The following is a 22196-nucleotide window of genomic DNA, read 5'->3' as shown; positions in this document are numbered from 1 at the left end:
AGCCTTCGCGAGCAGGCTCGCTCCCACAGGGGGTTTGTGAACAACATCAATCCAGTGTGGGAGCGAGCCTGCTCGCGAAGGGGCCAGTTCGGGTCAATGCAAATCTCAGCTCAGATCAGCGAACTCCACCACCGGCATCGTCCGCTTCATCAACACCTTGCCCTCGCGCACCGAGTACAACGGCAACCCCTGGCTGCGGATCACTTCGTAATCACTCTCCGCCGACAGAATCAGCAGGTTCGCCGGCCGCCCGCGTTCCAGGCCATAGCGCTCGCCGAGGTTCATGGCCCTGGCGCTGTTGTCCGTCACCAGGTCCAGCGCGCTTTGCAGGTTGCGATAACCGAGCATGTGGCAGATGTGCAGCCCGGCCTCGAGCACCCGCAGAATGTTGCCATTGCCCAGCGGGTACCACGGATCGACGATGGAGTCCTGGCCGAAGCACACGTTCATGCCCGCTTCCAGCAACTCGTTGACCCGGGTCACGCCCCGGCGTTTCGGGAAGTTGTCGAAGCGACCTTGCAGGTGGATGCTTTCGGTGGGGCAGGAGACAAAGCTGATCCCCGAATGCCCGAGCAGGCGAAACAGTTTGGCGCAGTAAGCGTTGTCGTAGGAGCCCATGGCCGTGGTGTGGCTGGCCGTGACCCGCGAACCCATGTCGCGGCTGCGGGCCTCTTCGGCGAGCACTTCGAGAAAGCGTGAATGCGGGTCGTCGGTTTCGTCGCAATGCACGTCGACCAGGCAACCGCTGCGTTCGGCCAGGTCCATGAGGAACTTCACCGAGCTGACACCCTGGTCGCGGGTGTACTCGAAATGCGGAATGCCACCGACCACGTCCGCCCCCATGCGGATCGCCTCTTCCATCAACTCGCGACCATTGCGGTACGACTCGATGCCTTCCTGAGGGAACGCGACGATTTGCAGGTCGACCAGGTGCCGGCTTTCCTCGCGCACTTCGAGCATCGCCTTGAGCGCGGTCAGTTGCGGGTCGGTGACGTCGACGTGGGTGCGCACATGCTGGATGCCGTGGGCGGCGAGGGCCTGGATGGTTTTTTTGGCGCGGGTCTTGGTGTCTTCCTGGGTGATGGTCGCCTTGCGCTCGCCCCAGCACTCGATGCCTTCGAACAGCGTACCGCTCATGTTCCAGCGCGGCTCGCCGGCGGTGAGGGTGGCGTCGAGGTGGATGTGCGGCTCGACAAAGGGCGGCACCACCAGATTGCCGCCGGCATCCAGGTCGCCAGGGCCCAGGGTCGGGGCCTCGATCTGGCGGGCGATGCTGCTGATCAGGCCGTTTTCCAGGTTCAACTCATGCAGGCCTTCCTGGTTGCGCAGACGGGCGTTGATGATGTGCATCGGGCGAGTCCTTTTAGCGATTCGTGTAGGCAATATCTCTACGTTAGCTCGCCAACGGCGGTCCCCGCCAGTGACATTGATCCAATGTGGGAGCGAGCCTGCTCGCGAAGGCGGTGTGTCAGCCAATTCGATGTCGGAGGTGACATTGTCTTCGCGAGCAGGCTCGCTCCCACAGGGGATTGGGTTTGTTCAGGAGGATTGTTGCAGGGGCAGAAAACGCATCAGCGCTGCGACTATGGCTTCGGGCGCATCTTCCTGAACCAGATGACCGGCGTTGGGTATCGGATGGAACTGCGCGCCGGGAATCATCTGCTGCAAGGCCCGCCCGCGTTCGACGGGAATCCACTGATCGTCTTCACCCCAGAGAATCTGCACCGGGCAGCGCATCGTCGGGTACAAGCCTTCGGCCTCACGGGTATAACGCTCGTCCATCTGCGCGATCTGCCGGTAGAACGCCGCTTGCCCCGGCTCCCCCAGCCACGGCTGAACGTAGGGGGCGAGTTCGGCGTCGGGGATGTCGCGCTGGATGGCCCCGCGAATATAGGTCGGCACGATGGCGCGCTGAATGTAATCGGGCAATCCGCTGAACGCCGCTTCATGCTGGCGCACATGCTGCACGAATGGCGAACCCCAGGGCGTCAACGACACCGGATCGATCAGCGTCAGGCTGCGGTAATCCTTGCCGTTGAGCAGGTGTGTGCGCAGGGCGGTGGCGCCGCCGAAGTCGTGGGCCACCACGTCGGGGCGATCCAGGCCCCAATGCTCCAGCAACTGTGACAGCAACTCGTTCTGCACACCCAGGGACACGTCACCATCGACTTTCTCGGATTGCCCGTAGCCCAGCAAATCGAAATAGTGCACCCGGTGCGTGGTGATGAAGTGCGGGGCAATCCGGTGCCAGACACAGGAGGAGAAGGGCGTGCCATGCACGAACACCAGCGGCGGGCCATCGCCGCGCACGGCGTAGCGCACGGCGTGCCCTTTGAAGCGATAGGTCTGGGGCAGTGGCCAGTCAGTCATGGGCTTGTCCTCTTGGTGGGGGAAGAGGCAAAAAGCATAGGCATAAAAAAACAGCCGATGAAGGCTGTTCTTTATTTCTCTGACCAACTGTAGGAGCGAGCTTGCTTGCGAAGAACGTCAACGATTACGCGTGGTATCTGGCAGCCCGCGGTGCTCTGGCGTCCATCGCGAGCAAGCTCGCTCCTACAAGGGGGCGGTGTCTTTATTCGCCGCGATAGATGCAACCGCTGGTGCAGGTTTCGTGGATACGAATCGCACTGAGCTCCGGCAGCAGGGGCTTCATCTCATTCCAGATAAACTTGGCCAGCACTTCACTGGTCGGGTTTTCCAGGCCGGGAATGTCGTTCAGGTAGTTGTGGTCCAGACGCTCGTACAGCGGCTTGAAGATCGCCTTGATCTCGGAGAAGTCGCGGATCCAGCCGGTGTGCGGATCAAGATCGCCGCTCAAATGGATCGCCACTTTGAACGAGTGACCGTGCAGGCGCCCGCACTTGTGGCCGTCCGGGACGTGGGGCAGGCGGTGGGCGGATTCGAAAGTAAATTCCTTGAAGATTTCCACAGTGTTTTCAGCTCTGTTCAGGTGGCGTTCGCCGCAGCGATTCGGGCAGGCGGCGAGTTTACCAGTTTGTCCTGACTAAAGGGTCAGCAAGCGCTCGCCGAGGCGACCGTTGGCGGCCAGTTCGAGGAATTCGTCGCCCATGCGGCGGCTTTCATCCATCGTCGTACGCCAGTATTTCTGCCGGCTCGGGGCGTCGCCCATGAAGCGCTTGAAGTCGTTACGGTCCGGCAGTTTGCCGTAGGGCAGGCGCGCCAGGTATTCCTTCGACGGGGCCAGCAGCAGCACGTTTTGCAAGCGGGCCGGGCAGGCGCGGCGCCATGGCAGGGTCTTGTCGAACCAGCCGGGAATCACCCGGTCGGTGAAATGTGGGTAGAGCACGATGTCATCGCCGCTGTAGGGCAGGTCCAGGTGATAGTCCAGCAGACCGCCGTCGCGGAAGGTGCCGGCGCCGGCGCCCGGCAGGTCGCGCACGCCTTCCATGACCATCGGGATCGAGCCCGAAGCCAGCAGGGCCTGGCGCAAATTGCCGGCATTGAGGGCGACGAAGCGCGACGGGAAGTCGTTCAAGGCGTCGACCGGCGGCGCCAGGCGGGGGTCGTGGATGATCAGGCGTTCGAAGTGCCGGGCCAGCCGCGCCCGGCCGCGCAGGTTGTCGGCGATGACCGAGGACAGCCCCAGCCCCAAGCGACCGCGATGGTCGTCGGCGAGCAGGCCGTGGCTTTTGACCACCATGATGTTCAGGCGGTAAGCGCTGTTGCCGAGGATCGAGGCATCACGACCGTCGAGCAGGTCATCGAGCATGCGCCGCGAGCTCTGGCTGATTTGCGCCATGGTCACGCCCTTGGCAAAGTTTTGCTCGGTGTACAGCTGCCCGAGACGCCGGATGCCCTCGGCGGCGTCCGGCAGGCAGGCGCTGGCGAAGCGCCAGGAGCCCACCGATGCACCAATCAGCGAGCGCTCCCGCGGTGTCGCCGGCAGCCACTCGCCGAACAGCGCCAGGTCCAGCCCTTGAATCCCCAGCGCCTTCGGACCGCCCGCCGCACCGGGCAGGGTGCCGACCTCGGCGGCGTTCAAGCCGCTTTCACGGATGCGCGCAAACGCCCGCGGACCAGCCTTGAGGGTCAGGGAAGGAAACTTGATGTGGATGGCCGTCATACCGGTCTCGAATGTTGGCAAGCGGGGAATTATAAACACCACATCCCCTGTAGGAGTGAGCCTGCTCGCGATGGTCGTCAACGATTACGCTGGCAACCTGACACCTCGCGGCGTTCCAAGGTCCATCGCGAGCAGGCTCGCTCCTACAGGGATGCGGTGTGGCCAATGATGGCAATTCAGTTTCAATTAAGTTCAGCGGGTTAAGGTGGCTCGCCTGGCCCCCCGACGCAACGCTGGTACCATTGTCGCTTTCGAGAAGCTCACACCACTCGCACTGGCCAGGTATCCCGGTAATCGGCAGCAAGGTATCGACCGGGTTCTGGAATTAGACCCGGTCAGCGGGCAGTGACTCAAGGATCATCAGGATTCGTAATGAAGGTGTTTCTACTCAATCGATGTTTCGCACGCAGGATGGCGCTGCTGCTTCTGGCATTTTGCTCGGCAGTGATGGCCCGCGACCTGGATCAGGATGAAGCCCTGCGCCTGCGTCAACAGGGCGTGATCCTGCCGCTGGAGCAGCTGTTGCAGCAAGCGATGGATCGCTACCCCGGCGCAAAACTGCTGGAAGCCGAACTCGAAGAGAAGCACGACATCTACCTTTATGATGTCGAACTGCTGACGCCCGAAGGCGTGGTCCGTGAGCTGCACATCGATGCGACTGACGGCCGATTATTGAAAGACAAGGAAGACTGATCCATGCGTTTGCTTCTGGTGGAAGACCATGTGCCCCTGGCCGACGAACTGCTGGCCGGTCTCAACCGCCAGGGGTATGCGGTGGACTGGCTGGCCGACGGTCGCGACGCGGTGCATCAGGGCAGCACTGAACCTTACGACCTGATCATCCTCGATCTCGGCTTGCCGGGCGTGCCGGGGCTTGAGGTGCTGGCGCAATGGCGCGCAGCAGGGCTGGCCACGCCGGTGCTGATCCTCACGGCCCGGGATTCCTGGGCCGAACGCATCGAAGGCCTCAAGGCCGGCGCCGACGATTACCTGACCAAACCCTTTCATCCCGAAGAGCTGTTTTTGCGCATCCAGGCGTTGCTGCGCCGCTCCCATGGCCAGGTCAACCAGCCGACGCTCCAGGCCGCCGGGCTGCACCTGGACGAAGGTCGCCAGTGCGTTGTCCGCGACGGTGCGGACATTCAGCTGACCGCCGCGGAGTTTCGCCTGTTGCGTTATTTCATGCTGCACCCCGAGCGGATCCTCTCCAAAAGCCACCTCGCCGAACACCTCTACGACGGTGAAACCGAGCGCGATTCCAATGTGCTGGAGGTCCACGTCAACCATTTGCGCCGCAAGCTCGGCAAAAGCGTGATCGAAACCCGTCGTGGCCAGGGCTACCTGTTCGGCGGGCAAGCCCGGTGAGATCGATCCAGCGTCGCTTGAGCCTGGGCCTGATCAGCGTGATGGTGGTCGTTGGCCTGGTGCTGGCGCAAACCAGCCTGTGGCTGTTCGAAATGGGTTTGCAGCGCTACCTCGAAGCCGGGTTGCGCAATGACAGTGAGAGCCTGCTGGCGGCGCTGGTGCGTGGGCCGCAAGGCTTGCAACTGGATGAGCGACGTCTGTCGCCGGCCTATCAGCGGCCGTTTTCCGGGCATTATTTCCGCATCGATTTCACCGATGGTCATTGGCGTTCCCGTTCGTTATGGGATCAGGAACTGCCGGCGCTCGATCACCCCGGCCTGCACGACGATCTGCAACTGGGGCCGGAAGGGCAACAGTTGCTGGTGCTGCGTACGGACTATCGACGCCTGGGGTTGCCGATCTCCATCAGTGTCGCCGAGGATTACACGCCGATACGCGAAAGCTTCCGGCGCGTGCAACAGCTCGGGTTGGGCCTGGGTTTGACCGGGCTGCTGCTGATTCTGTTGCTGCAACGGATTACCGTGCGCCGCGCCTTGCGTCCGCTGGAACAGGCCCGCGAGCAGATCGCGCAATTGCAACAGGGCCAGCGCTCGCAACTCGATGATCAGGTACCGCTGGAGCTGGAGCCACTGGTGGCGCAGATCAACCACTTGCTGGCCCACACCGAGGACAGCCTCAAGCGCTCACGCAATGCCCTGGGCAACCTCGGCCACGCGTTGAAAACACCGCTGGCGGTGCTGTTGAGCCTGGCCTCGAGCGAGCAGCTTGAGGCGCACCCGCAGCTGCGCAAGACCTTCAAGGAACAACTGCATCAGGTCGAGCAACGGCTCAATCGGGAACTCAATCGTGCGCGGTTATCCGGTGATGCGTTGCCGGGCGCGCTGTTTGATTGCGATGCCGAACTCCCCGGCCTGCTGGCAACCCTGAACATGATCCATGGCGAACACCTGGCGCTGAGCTACCGCGCTCCGGCCGGCCTGCAATTGCCCTGGGATCGTGAAGACCTGCTGGAGCTGTTGGGCAACCTGCTGGATAACGCCTGCAAATGGGCGGATGCCGAGGTTCGCGTGAGTGTCGCCGAGTTGGCGAACGGGTTTGAACTCAGTGTGGAGGATGACGGCCCGGGCATTCCCGAAGAGCGTCGCGATCAGGTGTTTGGCCGAGGGACGCGGCTGGATGAGCAGACTCATGGGCATGGCCTGGGACTTGGCATCGTGCGCGACATCGTCGATAGCTGGGGCGGGAAACTGTCGTTGCTGGAAAGCGAGTGGGGCGGGTTGAAGGTTGTCATCGAATTGCCCAGACACACTTGAAGCCATACCGGGAACCCTGTGGGAGCGGGCCTGCTCGCGAAAGCGGCCTGCCAGTCACATTGATAGTGAATGTGCTGCCGTCTTCGCGAGCAGGCTCGCTCCCACATTGAATGTCACTGCTCTTGTGAGGTTCCCCGGGTCAGGTGTGATGAATCTCCCGATCCTTGGTTTCCGGCATGAAGAAAATACCCAGCACGGCCGTCATCACCGCGATGACGATCGGATACCACAGCCCGTAATAGATATCCCCCGTGGCCGCCACCATGGCGAACGCCACTGTCGGCAGGAAGCCACCGAACCAGCCATTGCCGATGTGATAGGGCAGCGACATCGAGGTGTAGCGGATGCGCGCCGGGAACAGTTCCACCAGCCAGGCGGCGATCGGCCCGTAGACCATGGTCACGTAGATCACCAGGATCGTCAGGAGCAATAGCACCATCGGGTAGTTGGTCTTGGCCGGGTCGGCCTTCTCGGGGTAGCCGGCGTCCTTGAGGGCGGTGGCGAGGGTGGCGGTGAAGGCATCGTTTTTGGCCTTGAAGTCGGCGGCCGGCATGCCAGTGCCCTCGAAGCTCTCGATCACTTTCTCGCCGATGCGCACCTGCGCAACGGCGCCCGGCTCGGCGTTGACGTTCTTGTAGGGGATAGCCCGTTTGGCCAGCACTGTCTTGGCCAGGTCGCAGGAACTGGTGAATTTGGCCTTGCCTACCGGGTCGAACTGGAACGAGCACTGGTCGGGATTGGCGACCACCGTGACCGGGTTCTTCTCCTGCGCAATGAACACGTCGGGGTTACCGTATTGGGTCAACGCATGGAAGATCGGGAAGTAAGTCAGTGCTGCGATGATGCAGCCGGCCATGATGATGCCCTTGCGGCCGATGCGGTCGGACAGGCTTCCGAATATGACGAAGAACGGTGTGCCGATCAGCAGCGAGCCGGCAATCAGCAAGTTGGCGGTCTGTGGGTCGATCTTCAGCGTCTGCAACAGGAAAAACAGCGCATAGAATTGCCCGGTGTACCAGACCACGGCCTGGCCGGCGGTGCCACCGAGCAGGGCCATGATCACGATCTTGAGGTTTTCCCAGCGGGCGAAGGATTCAGTCAGCGGTGCCTTGGATGCCTTGCCTTCAGCCTTCATTTTCAAGAACACCGGTGATTCGCTCAGTTGCAGGCGGATGTACACCGAGACAATCAACAACAGGATCGAAAGCAGGAACGGAATCCGCCAGCCCCAGGCTTCGAAGGCTTCCGTGCCCAGCGCGGTACGGCAGGCCAGGATCACCAGCAGTGAAAGAAACAGGCCAAGGGTGGCTGTCGTCTGAATCCACGAGGTGAAGTAGCCGCGCCTGCCCTTGGGGGCATGCTCGGCCACGTAGGTGGCTGCGCCGCCGTACTCACCGCCTAGCGCCAAGCCTTGCAGCAAACGCAGGCTGATCAGGATGATCGGCGCGGCCACGCCTATGCTCGCGTAGCCGGGCAGCAAACCTACCACGGCCGTCGAGACACCCATGATCACGATGGTGATGAGGAAGGTGTGCTTGCGTCCGATCATGTCGCCCAGGCGGCCGAACACAATGGCGCCGAACGGCCGGACGGCGAAGCCGGCGGCGAAGGCGAGCAGGGCGAAGATGAAGGCAGTGGTTTCATTGACGCCGGCGAAGAAGTGCTTGGCGATAATCGCCGCGAGGGAGCCATACAGGTAGAAGTCATACCATTCGAACACGGTGCCCAGGGATGAGGCGAAGATGACCTTGCGCTCCTCCTTGGTGATCCCGTGGTGGGGCGCGCTGCCCGTGGTTGTATTGTCGATTGCTGCCATGAGTCTTCTCCGTTTTGCTCTTGTTGTAGGCCGGAGTTCTCACCAACACTTGCCGTACCCAGGCCCTGGGGCTGAAGTCATCGGATTACGTGGCTTGCATTCAAGTTGACGCCAGAAAAAGCTGCAAGGTTCCATGAAGCATAATCGGCTTGCGGCAGATATCCACTTGCCACCATTTCATTGAGCCGTGCGCAGAAAAAAATGTGGGAGCGAGCTTGCTCGCGATGGCGGAGTGTCAATCAACAAAAATGTTGTCTGACCCACCACCATCGCGAGCAAGCTCGCTCCCACAGGTATTTTGTTCGACCAGCAAGGCTTAAACGCGGAACTGGTCCATCAGACTCTGCTGCTGGTTCGCCAGGCTGTTGAGCGACTGGCTGACCCGTGCCGACTCATTGGCCTGGCCCGACAGCGACTCGGTCACGTCGCGAATGGTCGCCACGTTGTTGTTGATCTCCTCGGCCACCGCGCTTTGCTCTTCGGCGGCGCTGGCGATCTGCATGTTCATGTCGTTGATCACGGTCACCGCGTCGCCGATCTGGCGCAGCGCGGTCACGGCCTGGCCAACCTGCTCGACACTGCCCTGGGCCTGGCGATGGCTGTTGTTCATCGAGCCCACCACTTCCTGCGTGCCGCTTTGCAGTTGTTCGATCACCAGACGGGTTTCCTCCACCGACTCCTGGGTACGCCGCGCCAGGTTGCGCACCTCATCGGCGACCACGGCAAAACCGCGTCCGGCCTCACCGGCACGGGCCGCTTCGATCGCCGCGTTGAGGGCCAGCAGGTTGGTCTGCTCGGCAATCGCGCGGATCACTTCGAGCACCGTGCCGATCTTCTCGCTGTTGGCGGCCAGGCCTTCGACCTGAACCATGGCCGCGCTCATGTCGGCGGCGAGGTTGTCGATGCTGGCGGTGGTGCGGTCGATCACGGTCAGGCCCTGACGGGTCGCCTGATCGGCATCGCGGGCGGCATGTGCCGCTTGCGCGGCGCTGCGGGCGACGTCCTGGGCGGTGGCGCTCATTTCATGGGAGGCGGTCGCGACCTGATCCACCTGGCGGTACTGCTGCTCCATGCCGGCGCTGGTCTGGGTGGCGATGGCGGACGACTGGTCCGCTGTGCTGCGGGCGTCCTGCACCGAGCGTTTCACTTCGGCAATGATCGGTTGCAGCTTATCGAGGAAGCGGTTGAACCAGCCGGCCAACTGGCCCAGCTCATCCTTTTTGTCGTAGGCCAAACGGCGGGTGAGGTCGCCTTCGCCGCTGGCGATGTCCTCGAGCATGTTTGCCACGCCGAGAATCGGTCTGGTCACGCTGCGGGCCATCAGCCACACCAGCACCAGGCCCAGCAGCGCGGCGAGCCCGCCCAGGCCGAGCTCGACCAGTGTGCCGGCGGTGTTGCTGTCGTCCAGTTGCTTTTTCAGGGTTTCGGCGGGGCCGACCAGGACTTTCTCCGGCACGTCGAGCAGGACGCCCCAGGACTTGCCGCCGGGAATCGGCTGGAAGGGGGCCAGCACTTTCAATTGCTGATGGCTGTGCAGGCTGGCGGTTTTGCTGCTGGCGGCCAGCATGCGCAGCAGTTCGGTACCGCTGGCCTTGTCCACGGCATCCAGGCGCTGGCTGAGTTTGCTGGCGTCCGGGCTGTAGCCGGCGAGCAGGCCCGCCGGGCTGATGATGCTGACACTGGTCTGGCCGTCGTAGAGTTTCTTGCTGGCCCCCAGGCTGACCGCTTGCAGGCTGTTGAGGTTGATGTCCACCGACAGCGAGGCGATCACCTTGCCGTTGACCATCAGCGGAAAAACGATGCTGGTCATCAGCACGTTCTGGCCGTCGATCTCATAGAAGTAGGGTTCGATCACGCACGGCTTGAGCGTGGTGCGCGGGCAGGTGAACCAGGCGTTGGCCGCTTCGCCGCTGGGGCCGGTGCTGGTGTCGGCCATGTCCTTTTCCGGCAGCGCCATGGACGTCAGCTTGCCCGGCGTCGGCTGCGACCAGTAAAGGGCGAAACGGCCCTTGTCGTTGCTGCCCAGTTCCGCCTGGCCGGCGAACAGATCGTCCTTGCCGTCCAGCCCGTTGGGTTCGAACACCAGGGACAGGCCGAGCAGGTCCGGATTGGCCTGCAGAGCCGACTTGACCTGGCGGGTCAGGTCTTCGCGCAGGTCGAAGGCATCGAGGAAGCGCTTTTCGGCCTGCTCGCGCAAAAACAGCACCTGCCGGGAGAAACCGTGGCCGTACTGATAGGCGTCCATGAACTGCTGGCGAATCCCAAGTGCCTGGTTCTCGCCCTGGGACTCGATCCGGGCCTGGGCCGATTCGGTCAGCATCTCCATGCTCGAGGCTTTCACCAGCCCGGAGCTGTGCTCCATGCGGTACAGCGAAAGACCCACCAGCAGGGTCACGATGCCCGCCAGGCACAGCCCGGCCAGCAGGGTGATTTTCCATTGAATGGAAAGTTGTCTGAGCGACATGGAGGCGTCCTTATTCGATAAATATCTGAGACTTTGCACTGTAGCGGCCGCCGTTCGGCATTCTTTAAGCCGTCCACCAAATATCGAATCACCCCTGTAGGAGCTGCCGCAGGCTGCGATCTTTTGATCTTTGGCGTCTCTGCTGATGTTGAAGATCAAAAGATCGCAGCCTGCGGCAGCTCCTACACGGGTTTGTGTGGGCTTTGACAAGGCGGCAACGGTCCGGCAAAGTGCGCGCCCTCTAATAAAACCCATTCCTGTTATCCGCTGGCGGCTCACGCAGACTGCCGGCCGGACTCTTTCCGTTTGTCACGAGGTTACGAAATGAATGCAGTCATTGCCGCGGTCGGCATCATGCTGGTGCTCAGCCTGTCCCGCGTGCATGTGGTGATCGCCCTGATCGTCGGTGCGCTGGTAGGTGGCCTGACCGGTGGCCTGGGCATCGAGGCGACGCTCAAGGCTTTCAACAGCGGCCTGGGTGGCGGGGCGACGGTGGCGTTGTCCTACGCCTTGCTCGGGGCTTTTGCCGTGGCGATTGCCAAATCCGGCATGGCCCATGCGCTGGCCGACAAGGCGCTGGCGATGGTCGATCGCCAGCACGCCAGCGGCGGCGGCCAGGTCAAATGGCTGTTGATTGGCCTGCTCTGGGCCGTGGCCATCGCCTCGCAGAACATCCTGCCGATCCATATCGCGTTCATTCCGTTGCTGGTGCCACCGCTTCTTTATGTGCTGACCAAGCTGCAACTGGACCGTCGACTGATCGCCTGTGTCATGACCTTCGGCCTGATCACGCCCTACATGTTCCTGCCGGTGGGCTTCGGCAATATCTTCCTCAATGAGATCCTGCTGGCCAACGTCGCCCGCAGCGGTGTGGACATCAGCGGCATCAACGTGACCCACGCCATGGGCATTCCGGCGCTGGGCATGGTGGCGGGCTTGCTGATCGCGTTTGTCAGCTACCGCAAGAAGCGGGTCTACGACCTGGCAAAGATCGAGCAAGTCGAGCAAGTGGCGGTGCAATACAACCCGCTGAGCCTGATGGTGGCCGGCGTGGCCATCGCCGCGGCGTTCATCATTCAGTTGTTGCTCGATTCGATGATTATCGGTGCACTGGTCGGCTTCCTGATTTTTTCGGTGTCGGGCATCGTCAAATGGCGCGACACCGATGACCTGTTCACCGAAGGCATGAAAATGATGGCAATGATCGGTTTCATCATGATCGCCGCCTCGGGTTTTGCCGAAGTGATGAAGGCCACCGGTGAAGTGCAGACGCTGGTCGAGTCGTCGGCGTCGTACATCGATCACAGCAAAGGCATTGGCGCCTTGCTGATGTTGCTGGTGGGGTTGCTGGTGACCATGGGCATCGGCTCGTCGTTCTCCACCGTGCCGATTCTGGCGGCGATCTTCGTGCCGCTGTGCATGCAACTGGGCTTCAGCCCGTTGGCGATCGTGTGCATCGTCGGCACGGCCGGTGCCCTGGGCGATGCCGGTTCACCGGCCTCGGACTCGACCCTCGGCCCGACCTCCGGCCTGAACATCGACGGCCAGCACCATCACATCTGGGACACCGTGGTCCCGACCTTCCTGCACTACAACCTGCCGCTGCTGGCGTTTGGCTGGGTGGCGGCGATGGTTCTTTGACTTCACTTGCAGGAGCCGGCTTGCCGGCGATGGCGATTTCAAGGGCGCCATCGCCGGCAAGCCAGCTCCTGCGGTTTTGGTTTTGGGTGCCGTTAAAGCTTTTAACCACGCCAACAAAAACCAAAAGAGTGAACGTCATGCGCATGAGCCTCAAGGCCAAAACCCTGTCCGTTGCCGTCCTCCCAACGGCGGGAGCGAGCCTGCTCCCGGCTATGTTTTTCAATGCGAAGTGCTCTGGTTTTTATCGCTAAACAGTATTGAATGACTGTCAGGTTTGACAGTTGTCGGGTTTGGCTTATTGGACTTTTATTTCACTGAGGTAGCGAGGTAACTGAAAAGCTTTATAAAAAAACGGGGCCAAGTATGAGGTTTTCGCGACTCTCATGTTTCATCCTGGTTGGTGGCTGTGTTGTTTCGGTACAGGCTCTGGACATACCCAGCTCAGTGGACTGGCGTACCAGGGGAGCGGTTACCAGCGTGAAGCAATTGGGGACTTGTGGTTCCGGTTATGCTTTTTCAGCCGTGGGTGCCCTGGAGGGCGCATTGTTTTTGGAAACTGAAAAACTGGTTGAGCTTTCTGCGCAACAAATCCTCGATTGCAGTAGTGAGCAAGGTAATCAAGGTTGTGATGGCGGGCTGATGGATTACACCTATGACTATGTCAAGCAGAACGGTATTCAGTCAGAAGAGTATTACCCCTACACGGGCGGCGGTGGGCGCTGTGATGCTGGCGTAATCAGGGCTGTCGCAGCCAATACGGTAACCTATACGAACCTGCCTGCGGGCGATGAAGAGGCACTGCGTCAGGCCGTTGCCAAAGCGCCTGTATCAGCAGCGATTGACGCCTCTGACAACTTTCAAAATTACGCTGGCGGGGTATTGAACGATGATAGTTGCAATGAGGACGACTTGAATTACGCCGTGCTTATTGTTGGTTATGGCACCGAAGATGGCGAGGATTATTGGCTGGTGAAAAATAGCCGGGGGGCAGAGTGGGGAGAGGGGGGTTATATAAAGATGTCCAGGAATAAAGGTAATCAGTGTGGAATTGCCTCTTACGCGTCATTCCCAGTGGTTAACAAGCGAATAATTTATCAAGGACTCAAGTGAGCGATCGATCGCTCAATAAAGCGTCAACGGCAACACCTCTCCCCCAATAAATAACCCATCGGTTCCTGCAGCGGCGCTGCGCTTGCATTGAGCGGTGTCGATTGCGCTGTGGCAGTCGAGCCCTACACTGAACAGCACGGGTTGTATTTCATCTCCCCCGACGACCACCCACAGGAGTCAGACCCATGATTGACCGTGAAAGTATCTGCGATTGTCCGAAATGTTCCTGCAAACTCGGTGAACATCCGATTGCCCGTCACGGCAAGCATTACTGCTGTGAAGCCTGCGCCAAACACCATGAGCACGGCGAGGAGTGCGCTCATAAAGGCTGCAAGTGCTCCCATGGCTGACGGCATTCGCGACAAGCTATGAAAAGTGGAGCCTAGTCCGGCTCCACTTCCAGCCTGAGGCTGTCGTCCTCCAGGCGTTCGCTGTGGCGAACGGTGCCCTGCAAGCGCCGCCCTTCGACCCGCAGCACCAGGGTCCTGGCTTGCTCCAGATCTTCCGGCAGTGGCGCCGGGACGCGTACGGCGAAGCAAAACGGGTCATTTTCGACCGCTTCCAGTCCGATCCGGCACTCGGCGCTTTTGGTGATGCGGCCGAGCTGCGTGTCCAGGTCATAGTCCAGCTGTGCAGGGCTGTAGACGGATGTCGCACTCATATCGCTTCCCCCGGACCTGACGGTTGCCAGTGATTAGTTCGCCGGCCGCCACTTGACGTTTTCCACGCCGAATTTTTCAGCCATCGGCTTGCTGGTCTTTTGCACCTTCTCGCGTCCAAACCGGGGAATTCGCCCCACCCCCGCGTCACAGCTTGCCCAATGCCAGGCTTCTGCGTTATCCATTTTTTCCAGTCGGATAATGAATGATTTCGGAGTGCCATGGAGTGTGTACTCGATGACGAATAATTTTGCACTGTTCATAAAGCCCCGGTTCCTCCCTGTTGTACATAAAAGGATCGCGTGCCATCAGGAAAATTCACTCGGATTGTCGGATGCCGCTGGTTGCTGGCGACAAGTTCGGTGCCCCGTTACCATGGAATCTTCCCGAACCCCAATGAACATAGACCATGGCCCTCGCTGCACCGCCTGACCTGAGTGACACCGATGTGCCGGTGCAACCGCTGGCTCGCACCTATCCGCGTGGGTTGTACATCGAGCCTCATGAGCACGTCTGGGGCCAGTTGCTGTATGCGATGAGCGGGGTGATGTGGGTCGAGACGCCGCATGAGGCGCTGGTGGTGCCGCCGGGCGTGCCCCACGGGATTCGCGTGGTGTCTGACCTGCAAATGCGCAATATCTACCTGCGGCCGTCCCTGGCAGCGACCCTGGATGACAGTGTGCAAGTCATCGAAGTCGGCGGCTTGCTGCGCGAGCTGATCGTCGGTCTGGTGGAGCAGGGTAACGACGGAGCGCCCGAGTATTACGACGCGCTGGTGGGCCTGGCGCTGCTGGAACTCAAGCGGGCCAGGCGCTCGCTGCTGAAAATCCCGCTGCCGGACGATTCCGACCGGCGATTGATGAATGTGTGTCAGGCGGTCATGGCCTCGCCTTCACTGGATATTCCTTTCGAACACCATGCCGATAACGCCGGTGCCAGCGTGCGCACCCTGGCGCGGCTGTTCAAGGACGGTCTGGGCATGGGCTTCGCCGAGTGGCGGCGTCAGGTGCAACTGGCGACGGCGGTGGCCGGGTTGATCCAGGGCGTTGCGGTCAGCGCGATTGCCCGGGAGCTGGGCTATTCGCCGAGCAGCTTCAGTGACATGTTTCGTCGTGAACTGGGGGTTGCCCCTTCGCAGTTTCCTGTGGCGCAACGCCAGGGCTGAATTCGCCGACGCCATGCTTTGGCCGACATTCAGAAGCACTTGGCCGATGCTAGAAGGCGTCGCCCTCTAGACTCAGCGCATACCTCAATTGCTGCGGAATCTGCCATGAACTACCTCATGTCACTGGCTATCGGTCTGGGTGTCGGTCTGCTCTACGGCGCCCTGGATTTTCGTTCCCCCGCACCCCCGGCCATCGCGCTGGTGGGCCTGCTCGGCATGCTTGCGGGCGAAAAGCTCTGGCCGATGGGCCGCGAGCTGGTGGCTGGCTGGATCTCCTGAACCCTTTTCGACTCGATGGATACGCCCATGAAAGCTCTGCAATTCGATAAAACCGGTGATCTCTCGGCCCTGCGCTACGTGGAGGTGCCTACGCCTGTTCCGGGCGCCGATGAAGTGCTGGTCGAGATCAAGGCCGCAGGCCTCAACCCCAGCGATGTGAAGAACGTGCTGGGACGTTTTCCCTACACCACCTTGCCGCGAATTCCCGGTCGGGATTTTGCCGGGGTAGTCGTGGCCGGCCCGCAGGCGCTGATCGGTCAGGAAGTCTGGGGCACGGGCCGCGAACTGGGCTTTTTCGCCGACGGTTCCCATGCCCAGTTCGTCAAGCTGCCGGCCAATGGCGTGGCGCTCAAACCCAAGCACCTGAGCTTTGCCCAGGCTGCCAGCCTCGGTGTGCCGTACACCACGGCGTGGGATGCGCTGGAACGCAGCGTTGTCACTGCCCAAACCCGGTTGCTGGTCATCGGTGGCGGGGCGGTCGGCAGTGCCGCGCTGGCCTTGGCCAAGGTGCGCGGAGCCCGGGTACTGGCGGCCGCGCGGCGTCCGGAGCAGGTCAAGGACTTGCAGGATCAGGGCTATCAAACCCTGCAACTGGATAAACCCGAAGATCTCGCAGCCCAGGTCAATGCGGTCTATGCCGGCGGTGCCGAGGTGATTTTCGACACCACCGGATTCTGGTTGCCGGCCTCGGTGCCAGCCCTGGCCGCGTTCGGCCGCATTGCGATCATCGCAGCACCCGTGGACGGTCACGTGCAACTGCCGGCCCTGGCGTTGTATCGCAAGGGTGGCTCTGTCGTGGGGATCAATTCGCTGTTGTACGGTGTGCAAGCGTGCGCAGCGATGCTTGACCAGTTCGGAAAGTTCTTCGATCAGGATTTGTTGCCGTTGCCGCAGGGCTTGTTCGAGTCGCCATTGGCCGAAGGGCCGGAGCGTTATGCCGAGGTGAATCAGGGCAGCGGTGACAAGGTGATTTTACTGCCTTAACTGCGATCAATGTGGGAGCGAGCCTGCTCGCGAAGACGGTGGCACATCCAGCAATGATGCGACTGGCACACCGCTTTCGCGAGCAGGCTCGCTCCCACAGGGGGGCAGTACCCACCAGCGCATCTCCTGCAAAGAAAAAGGCTCGTTTGCTGTAGGATTAGTTACCTAGACTCCAAGAGGTGACCCTATGAGCGAGCCGATTCGCCTGACCCAATACAGTCACGGCGCCGGGTGCGGTTGCAAAATTTCCCCCCAGGTGCTGGAAGTGATCCTGGCCGGCAGCGGGGCGCAGAATCTCGACCCGAAACTCTGGGTCGGCAACGCCTCGCGTGACGACGCGGCGGTGTATGCCATCGATGAAGAACGCGGCGTGGTCTCGACCACCGACTTTTTCATGCCGATCGTCGACGATCCCTTCGATTTCGGCCGAATTGCCGCCACCAATGCCATCAGCGACATCTACGCCATGGGTGGCGATCCCTTGATGGCGATTGCGATCCTGGGCTGGCCGGTGAACGTGCTGGCGCCGGAAATCGCCCGGGAAGTGATCCGCGGTGGGCGTTCGGTGTGCGACGCAGCGGGCATCCCGCTGGCAGGCGGACATTCCATCGACGCACCCGAGCCGATCTTTGGCTTGGCCGTCACCGGTCTGGTGCAAAAGCGCCACATGAAGCGCAACGACACCGCAACCGCGGGTTGCCTGCTCTATCTCACCAAGCCCCTGGGTATCGGCATCCTTACGACGGCCGAGAAAAAGGGCAAGTTGCGTCATGCCGACATCGGCCTGGCCCGGGACTGGATGTGCACCCTGAACAAACCCGGCAGCCGTTTCGGCAAGCTCGATGGCGTGACCGCGATGACCGACGTCACCGGTTTCGGCCTGCTCGGGCACCTGGTGGAAATGGCCGACGGCAGCCAGCTCACGGCACGCATTGAATATGACCGAGTACCGCGTCTGCCGGGTGTCGAGTATTACCTCGAACAGGGTTGCGTACCGGGCGGTACGCTGCGCAATTTCGACAGCTACGCCAGCAAGCTCGGACGCCTTCAGGAGCTGCACAAACGTGTGCTCTGCGACCCGCAGACCAGCGGCGGCCTGCTGATTGCCGTAACGCCGCAAGGCAACGAGCAGTTTCTTGCCGTGGCCGCCGAACTGGGCCTGAGCCTGGAACCGATCGGTGAACTGGTCGAGCGACAGAGCAACGCGGTCGAGGTGTTTTGATGTCTCTCGATTGCACCGATTACCGCGACATCTTCCTCAACGACCGGCCCATGATGGACGCGCGCGCGCCGGTTGAATTCAACAAGGGTTCGTTTCCCGGTGTGATCAACCTGCCGTTGATGAATGACCATGAACGCCAGCGTGTCGGCACGTGCTACAAGCAGCACGGCCAGCAGGCAGCCATCGTGCTCGGGCATCAACTGGTATCGGGCGCGGTCAAGGCCGAACGCATCCAGGCCTGGGCCGACTTTGCCCGGGCGCATCCGGCTGGCTTGCTGTATTGCTTTCGCGGCGGCCTGCGCTCGCAGATTGTCCAGCAATGGCTCAAGGACGAGGCCGGCATCGACTATCCACGGGTGGGCGGCGGCTATAAGGCCATGCGTACCTTCCTGCTGGACACCCTCGATCAAGCGGTTGCCCAGTGCGATTTCGTCCTGCTGGGCGGGATGACCGGTACCGGCAAAACCGAGGTGCTCACGCAACTGGGCAACAGCGTGGACCTTGAAGGTCATGCCAACCACCGCGGCTCCAGTTTCGGCAAGCGCGCCACCGGCCAGCCTTCGAACATCGACTTCGAAAACCGCCTGGCCGTGGATGTGCTGAAAAAACGCGCCCGGGGTATCGAGCAGTTCGTATTGGAAGACGAAAGTCGTGCGGTGGGCAGTTGCGCGTTGCCGTTGCCGTTGTACCAGGGCATGCAGCAGTTCCCGATGATCTGGCTGGAAGACAGCCTGGAAGGTCGGGTCGAACGGATCCTGCGCGATTACGTGGTGGATCTGTGCGCCGAATTCATCGACGTGCATGGCGATGACGGCTTCGCACTGTTTTCCGAGCGGTTGCTGGAGAGCCTGAACAATGTGCAGAAGCGCCTGGGCGGTGAACGTCATCGGCGCATGCTGGTTTTGATGGAAGAGGCGTTGGCGGAGCAGGCCCGCAGTGGCGCGGTGGATCTGCACCGGGGTTGGATCGAAGGGTTGCTGAGCGAGTATTACGATCCGATGTACGCGTTCCAGCGGGAGAAGAAAGGTGCGCGGATCGAGTTTGCCGGGGAGCGGGGGGCGGTTCTCGAGTATTTGCGCGAGCGGGGCAGCCAGAAAGGTTGAGGGTGTTTTTGCCGGCCCCATCGCGAGCAGGCTCGCTCCTACAGTAAATCTTCGGTGATCACAGGTTTTGTGTACGGCGCAGATCCAGTGTAGGAGCGAGCCTGCTCGCGATGGGGCCCACTCAGACAACGCTTGCCTCAAGTCGGACAGGTTTCAGCACCATTATCCAGACCTTGCTTGTACACATGGCTCTGCAAACTGGCCTTGCCGTTGTGCCAGGTCAGGGTGAGCACATACAGCGAGTCGTAGTCGCTCGATTCCCAGTCTTCGGTGATGGTCGTTTTCTTGCCGGTGGCGTCGCCGGCCACCTTGTTGATCAGCTCCGGCAGGTAGCCGTGCGACCAGGCGGTGTAGATGACCGAGTTGTGATACTTGTCGTGAAGCAGTTCATCGGCCAGGTCGCTGGTGTCATTGGCGGAAAAATTGATGTTCACCGGCAGGCCCAGCTTGATGGCGCTGGGGCTGATGGTCATCAGGGGACGGATGTAGCTGTAGGAATTGTCGAACTCGCCTTCCTCGACGTTACGGGTCGGGTTCGCCGCAAACACGTAGTTGGCCTTGCCGAACTTTTCCGGCAGCAACGTGGCCAGGTCGATGGCGCGGTTCAGCCCCTGGCAATTGAGTTGGCCGAGGCCACCCTCGGGTTTTTCACCGTGGCGCAGGAAGACCAGGGTCTGGGTGCCATCCATCGGCTGGGCGCGACTCAGGCTGGATTCCAGCAACAGGAACACCGCGCTGACCGCCAGCAAGACGGGCAACAGCACGTAGGCGCGATGTTTAAAGCGTTTGGTAAAATTGAACAGATTCATGAATAAAGGGTTCTTCAGCGCAATTCGGTTAAGGCTGACAAACCTTTACACCACGACTTTCCAGCGTCGGGTGTGTTCCATGTCGTTGAAGCCGGTCCGTTTTCAAAGGGGGTGGTGCTCAGAGTCCCCTGAACCCGTTTGGTTCGATTCCGGCCAAGAGCGCAGCAATGTACCGGTAACCTTTAGCGGATTGCAGTGAAGGTTATCGACAGGATGTTGCGGATTTATGGACAGGCTACATCAGATGGTGGTGAAGCCGTCGTGATCTCTTTTGATCTCCTCTATCAGCGAGATTGATGGCTCCAGGGGATCGCTGAGCCGATATCTCCATTATGATCGTCACTCTCACTGTCTTCGTGGATCCTGCCCATGACCGATTTGTCCGCATTCCCCATCACCCGCAAGTGGCCTGCCCAATATCCGGAGTGGATTCAGCTGTACTCCTTGCCGACCCCCAACGGCGTCAAGGTCTCGATCATGCTCGAAGAGATCGGCCTGCCGTATGAACCTCACCGGGTAGGTTTCGACACCAATGACCAGATGTCCCCGGAATTCCTGTCGTTGAACCCCAACAACAAAATCCCGGCGATCCTCGACCCCCACGGTCCGGACGACAAGCCGCTGGCGCTGTTCGAGTCGGGAGCGATTCTGATCTACCTGGCCGACAAGAGCGGGCAACTGCTGGCCCAGGAATCGGCCGCGCGCTACGAAACGATTCAATGGCTGATGTTCCAGATGGGCGGCATTGGTCCGATGTTCGGCCAGCTCGGGTTCTTCAACAAATTCGCCGGCAAGGACTACGAAGACAAACGTCCCCGTGATCGCTATGTCGAGGAGAGCAAACGCCTGCTCAAGGTGCTCGACGGCCGGCTCGAAGGGCGCGACTGGATCACGGGCGAGCGCTACACCATTGCCGACATCGCCACCTTCCCGTGGGTGCGCAACCTGATCGGTTTCTATGAGGCCGGCGATCTGGTGGGCATTCAGAATTTCCCTAACGTCACACGGGTGCTGGAACGCTTCCTGGCACGGCCGGCGGTGGTGCGCGGGTTGCAGATTCCAAGCCCAATCGCTGGTTGAAATCATCCCTTGCAGGAGCTGGCTTGCCAGCGAAGGCGTAGTGTCAGGCCGCATTTGTATGACTGACCCGCCGCCATCGCTGGCAAGCCAGCTCCTGCATCTCGTCCTCTGATATCCAGGAATACCCATGTCCAGTCAGTTCCCCGAAACACGCCCACGCCGTCTGCGCCGCAATGCGAGCCTGCGCAGCCTGTTCCAGGAGACCGAGTTCAGCCTGAACGACCTGGTGTTGCCGATTTTCGTCGAAGAAGAAATCGACGACTTCGTGCCGATCAAAAGCATGCCCGGCGTGATGCGCATTCCGGAGTCGAAGCTGGCCGGCGAGATCGAGCGCTACGCCCGTGCCGGGATCAAGTCGGTGATGACCTTCGGTGTGTCCCATCATCTGGACAGCAGCGGCAGCGACACCTGGCACGACGACGGCCTGGTTTCGCGCATGTCGCGCATCGCCAAGGATGCGGTGCCGGAAATGATCGTGATGTCTGACACCTGTTTTTGCGAGTACACCGACCACGGCCATTGCGGCGTGCTGCACAACCATGAAGTCGACAACGACCAGACCCTGATCAACCTCGGCAGGCAAGCCGTCGCGGCGGCCCGCGCCGGTGCCGATGTGATCGCCCCGTCGGCGGCCATGGACGGGCAGGTCCAGGCAATCCGCCGGGCCCTCGATGACGCCGGATTTACCCAGACGGCGATCATGGCCTATTCGACCAAATTCGCCTCGGCGCTCTATGGTCCGTTCCGCGAGGCAGGCGGCAGTGCGCTCAAGGGCGACCGCAAAAGCTACCAGATGAACCCGATGAATCGCCGCGAAGCGGTGCGCGAGTCGCTGCTCGACGAACAGGAAGGCGCCGATGCGCTGATGGTCAAGCCGGCCGGTGCCTACCTGGACATCATCCGCGACATCCGCGAAGCCTCGCGCCTGCCGCTGTCGGCGTATCAGGTGAGCGGTGAGTACGCGATGATCAAGTTTGCCGCCCAAGCCGGGGCCATTGATGAAGACCGCGTGGTGCGCGAGAGCCTGGGGGCGATCAAGCGTGCCGGGGCAGACCTGATCTTTACGTATTTTGCGATGGATCTGGCGCTGGCGGGGATCTAA

At 61.1% G+C, this 22196-nt stretch carries 22 protein-coding genes and 2 pseudogenes; 14 read left to right on the top strand and 10 right to left on the bottom strand.

Annotated elements, in window-relative coordinates:
* Positions 1 to 105 precede the first annotated feature (105 nt).
* The 4 genes from codA to CD175_RS05250 all read right to left on the bottom strand — a co-directional run bounded on the left by codA (position 106) and on the right by CD175_RS05250 (position 4084).
* Positions 106 to 1350 carry a cytosine deaminase gene (gene codA / locus CD175_RS05265; RefSeq protein WP_104447945.1) on the bottom strand — a complete coding sequence of 415 codons (1245 nt, stop codon included), beginning with the start codon at positions 1348 to 1350 and terminating at the stop codon, positions 106 to 108.
* A gap of 189 nt (positions 1351 to 1539) precedes the next feature.
* Positions 1540 to 2370 (bottom strand): alpha/beta fold hydrolase, encoded by an 831-nt coding sequence (locus tag CD175_RS05260; protein ID WP_104447944.1) that lies wholly within the window; start codon positions 2368 to 2370, stop codon positions 1540 to 1542.
* Positions 2371 to 2572: 202 nt separating this feature from the next.
* Complete coding sequence (queD, locus tag CD175_RS05255) at positions 2573 to 2929, bottom strand: 6-carboxytetrahydropterin synthase QueD (protein ID WP_003223505.1); 357 nt, start codon at positions 2927 to 2929, stop codon at positions 2573 to 2575.
* A gap of 75 nt (positions 2930 to 3004) precedes the next feature.
* Positions 3005 to 4084: a hypothetical protein gene (locus tag CD175_RS05250; protein ID WP_104447943.1), complete on the bottom strand. Its 1080-nt coding sequence runs from the start codon at positions 4082 to 4084 to the stop codon at positions 3005 to 3007.
* Between the two features lie 372 nt (positions 4085 to 4456).
* Here CD175_RS05250 and CD175_RS05245 point away from each other — a divergent pair, with 372 nt between their 5' ends.
* Genes CD175_RS05245 through CD175_RS05235 form a run of 3 tightly spaced genes read left to right on the top strand, consistent with a single transcriptional unit; the run spans position 4457 to position 6762 of the window.
* The gene (locus CD175_RS05245) at positions 4457 to 4777 is read left to right on the top strand and encodes a PepSY domain-containing protein (protein ID WP_104447942.1); all 321 of its coding nucleotides are present in this window, start codon (positions 4457 to 4459) and stop codon (positions 4775 to 4777) included.
* A 3-nt stretch (positions 4778 to 4780) separates the two neighbouring features.
* Positions 4781 to 5449, top strand: coding sequence for a response regulator transcription factor (locus CD175_RS05240; protein WP_104447941.1), 669 nt, complete (start codon positions 4781 to 4783; stop codon positions 5447 to 5449).
* Positions 5446 to 6762 carry a sensor histidine kinase gene (locus tag CD175_RS05235; protein ID WP_104447940.1) on the top strand — a complete coding sequence of 439 codons (1317 nt, stop codon included), beginning with the start codon at positions 5446 to 5448 and terminating at the stop codon, positions 6760 to 6762. The genes CD175_RS05240 and CD175_RS05235 overlap by 4 nt, the downstream gene beginning before the upstream one ends.
* Positions 6763 to 6901: 139 nt before the next feature.
* On the opposite strand, the gene CD175_RS05230 is transcribed toward CD175_RS05235, so the two are convergent.
* The 3 genes and pseudogenes from CD175_RS05230 to CD175_RS32035 all read right to left on the bottom strand — a co-directional run.
* On the bottom strand, positions 6902 to 8578 hold the full coding sequence (locus CD175_RS05230) for an MFS transporter (RefSeq protein ID WP_104447939.1): 1677 nt from the start codon (positions 8576 to 8578) through the stop codon (positions 6902 to 6904).
* 316 nt (positions 8579 to 8894) lie between these two features.
* Positions 8895 to 9488: pseudogene (locus CD175_RS32040) on the bottom strand (methyl-accepting chemotaxis protein); the annotation flags it as partial.
* A gap of 264 nt (positions 9489 to 9752) precedes the next feature.
* Positions 9753 to 10823, bottom strand: a pseudogene (locus CD175_RS32035) (methyl-accepting chemotaxis protein); the annotation flags it as partial.
* Between the two features lie 543 nt (positions 10824 to 11366).
* On the opposite strand from CD175_RS32035, the gene CD175_RS05220 reads away from it, so the two are divergent.
* The 4 genes from CD175_RS05220 (at position 11367) to CD175_RS05210 (ending at position 14143) form a co-directional block, all read left to right on the top strand.
* Positions 11367 to 12683: a Na+/H+ antiporter family protein gene (locus CD175_RS05220; RefSeq protein WP_104447937.1), complete on the top strand. Its 1317-nt coding sequence runs from the start codon at positions 11367 to 11369 to the stop codon at positions 12681 to 12683.
* Between the two features lie 20 nt (positions 12684 to 12703).
* The gene (locus tag CD175_RS31005) at positions 12704 to 12934 is read left to right on the top strand and encodes a hypothetical protein (protein ID WP_146094550.1); all 231 of its coding nucleotides are present in this window, start codon (positions 12704 to 12706) and stop codon (positions 12932 to 12934) included.
* A gap of 112 nt (positions 12935 to 13046) precedes the next feature.
* Complete coding sequence (locus CD175_RS05215) at positions 13047 to 13793, top strand: C1 family peptidase (RefSeq protein WP_104447936.1); 747 nt, start codon at positions 13047 to 13049, stop codon at positions 13791 to 13793.
* 185 nt (positions 13794 to 13978) lie between these two features.
* Entirely contained in the window at positions 13979 to 14143 is a 165-nt protein-coding gene (locus CD175_RS05210; RefSeq protein WP_015094211.1) for a metallothionein, read from the top strand.
* Positions 14144 to 14175: 32 nt separating this feature from the next.
* Here CD175_RS05210 and CD175_RS05205 read toward each other — a convergent pair whose 3' ends face one another.
* Positions 14176 to 14454, bottom strand: a complete 279-nt coding sequence (locus tag CD175_RS05205) for a hypothetical protein (RefSeq protein ID WP_104447935.1) — start codon at positions 14452 to 14454, stop codon at positions 14176 to 14178.
* A 33-nt stretch (positions 14455 to 14487) separates the two neighbouring features.
* The gene (locus CD175_RS05200; RefSeq protein ID WP_007971981.1) at positions 14488 to 14715 is read right to left on the bottom strand and encodes a DUF6555 family protein; all 228 of its coding nucleotides are present in this window, start codon (positions 14713 to 14715) and stop codon (positions 14488 to 14490) included.
* A gap of 146 nt (positions 14716 to 14861) precedes the next feature.
* Between CD175_RS05200 and CD175_RS05195 the strand changes: the two genes are divergently transcribed.
* From CD175_RS05195 to mnmH, 5 genes are all read left to right on the top strand, one after another.
* A complete protein-coding gene (locus CD175_RS05195; RefSeq protein WP_104447934.1) occupies positions 14862 to 15617 on the top strand; it encodes an AraC family transcriptional regulator in 756 nt (251 codons plus the stop codon).
* A gap of 105 nt (positions 15618 to 15722) precedes the next feature.
* Positions 15723 to 15896 carry a DUF1427 family protein gene (locus CD175_RS05190; protein WP_007982408.1) on the top strand — a complete coding sequence of 58 codons (174 nt, stop codon included), beginning with the start codon at positions 15723 to 15725 and terminating at the stop codon, positions 15894 to 15896.
* A 27-nt stretch (positions 15897 to 15923) separates the two neighbouring features.
* Positions 15924 to 16880 carry a quinone oxidoreductase family protein gene (locus CD175_RS05185; RefSeq protein WP_104447933.1) on the top strand — a complete coding sequence of 319 codons (957 nt, stop codon included), beginning with the start codon at positions 15924 to 15926 and terminating at the stop codon, positions 16878 to 16880.
* A gap of 187 nt (positions 16881 to 17067) precedes the next feature.
* Complete coding sequence (gene selD / locus CD175_RS05180) at positions 17068 to 18102, top strand: selenide, water dikinase SelD (RefSeq protein WP_104447932.1); 1035 nt, start codon at positions 17068 to 17070, stop codon at positions 18100 to 18102.
* A complete protein-coding gene (mnmH, locus tag CD175_RS05175; RefSeq protein WP_104447931.1) occupies positions 18102 to 19205 on the top strand; it encodes a tRNA 2-selenouridine(34) synthase MnmH in 1104 nt (367 codons plus the stop codon). The genes selD and mnmH overlap by 1 nt, the downstream gene beginning before the upstream one ends.
* A gap of 137 nt (positions 19206 to 19342) precedes the next feature.
* Here mnmH and CD175_RS05170 read toward each other — a convergent pair whose 3' ends face one another.
* Positions 19343 to 20014 carry a histidine phosphatase family protein gene (locus CD175_RS05170; RefSeq protein WP_104447930.1) on the bottom strand — a complete coding sequence of 224 codons (672 nt, stop codon included), beginning with the start codon at positions 20012 to 20014 and terminating at the stop codon, positions 19343 to 19345.
* Positions 20015 to 20383: 369 nt separating this feature from the next.
* On the opposite strand from CD175_RS05170, the gene CD175_RS05165 reads away from it, so the two are divergent.
* A complete protein-coding gene (locus CD175_RS05165) occupies positions 20384 to 21094 on the top strand; it encodes a glutathione binding-like protein (RefSeq protein ID WP_104447929.1) in 711 nt (236 codons plus the stop codon).
* 127 nt (positions 21095 to 21221) lie between these two features.
* The gene (gene hemB, locus CD175_RS05160; protein ID WP_104447928.1) at positions 21222 to 22196 is read left to right on the top strand and encodes a porphobilinogen synthase; all 975 of its coding nucleotides are present in this window, start codon (positions 21222 to 21224) and stop codon (positions 22194 to 22196) included.

The organism is Pseudomonas laurylsulfatiphila (genome assembly GCF_002934665.1).
In the GTDB taxonomy this organism is placed as follows: Bacteria; Pseudomonadota; Gammaproteobacteria; order Pseudomonadales; family Pseudomonadaceae; genus Aquipseudomonas; species Aquipseudomonas laurylsulfatiphila.
This window is presented reverse-complemented; position numbering and strand designations above follow the sequence as displayed.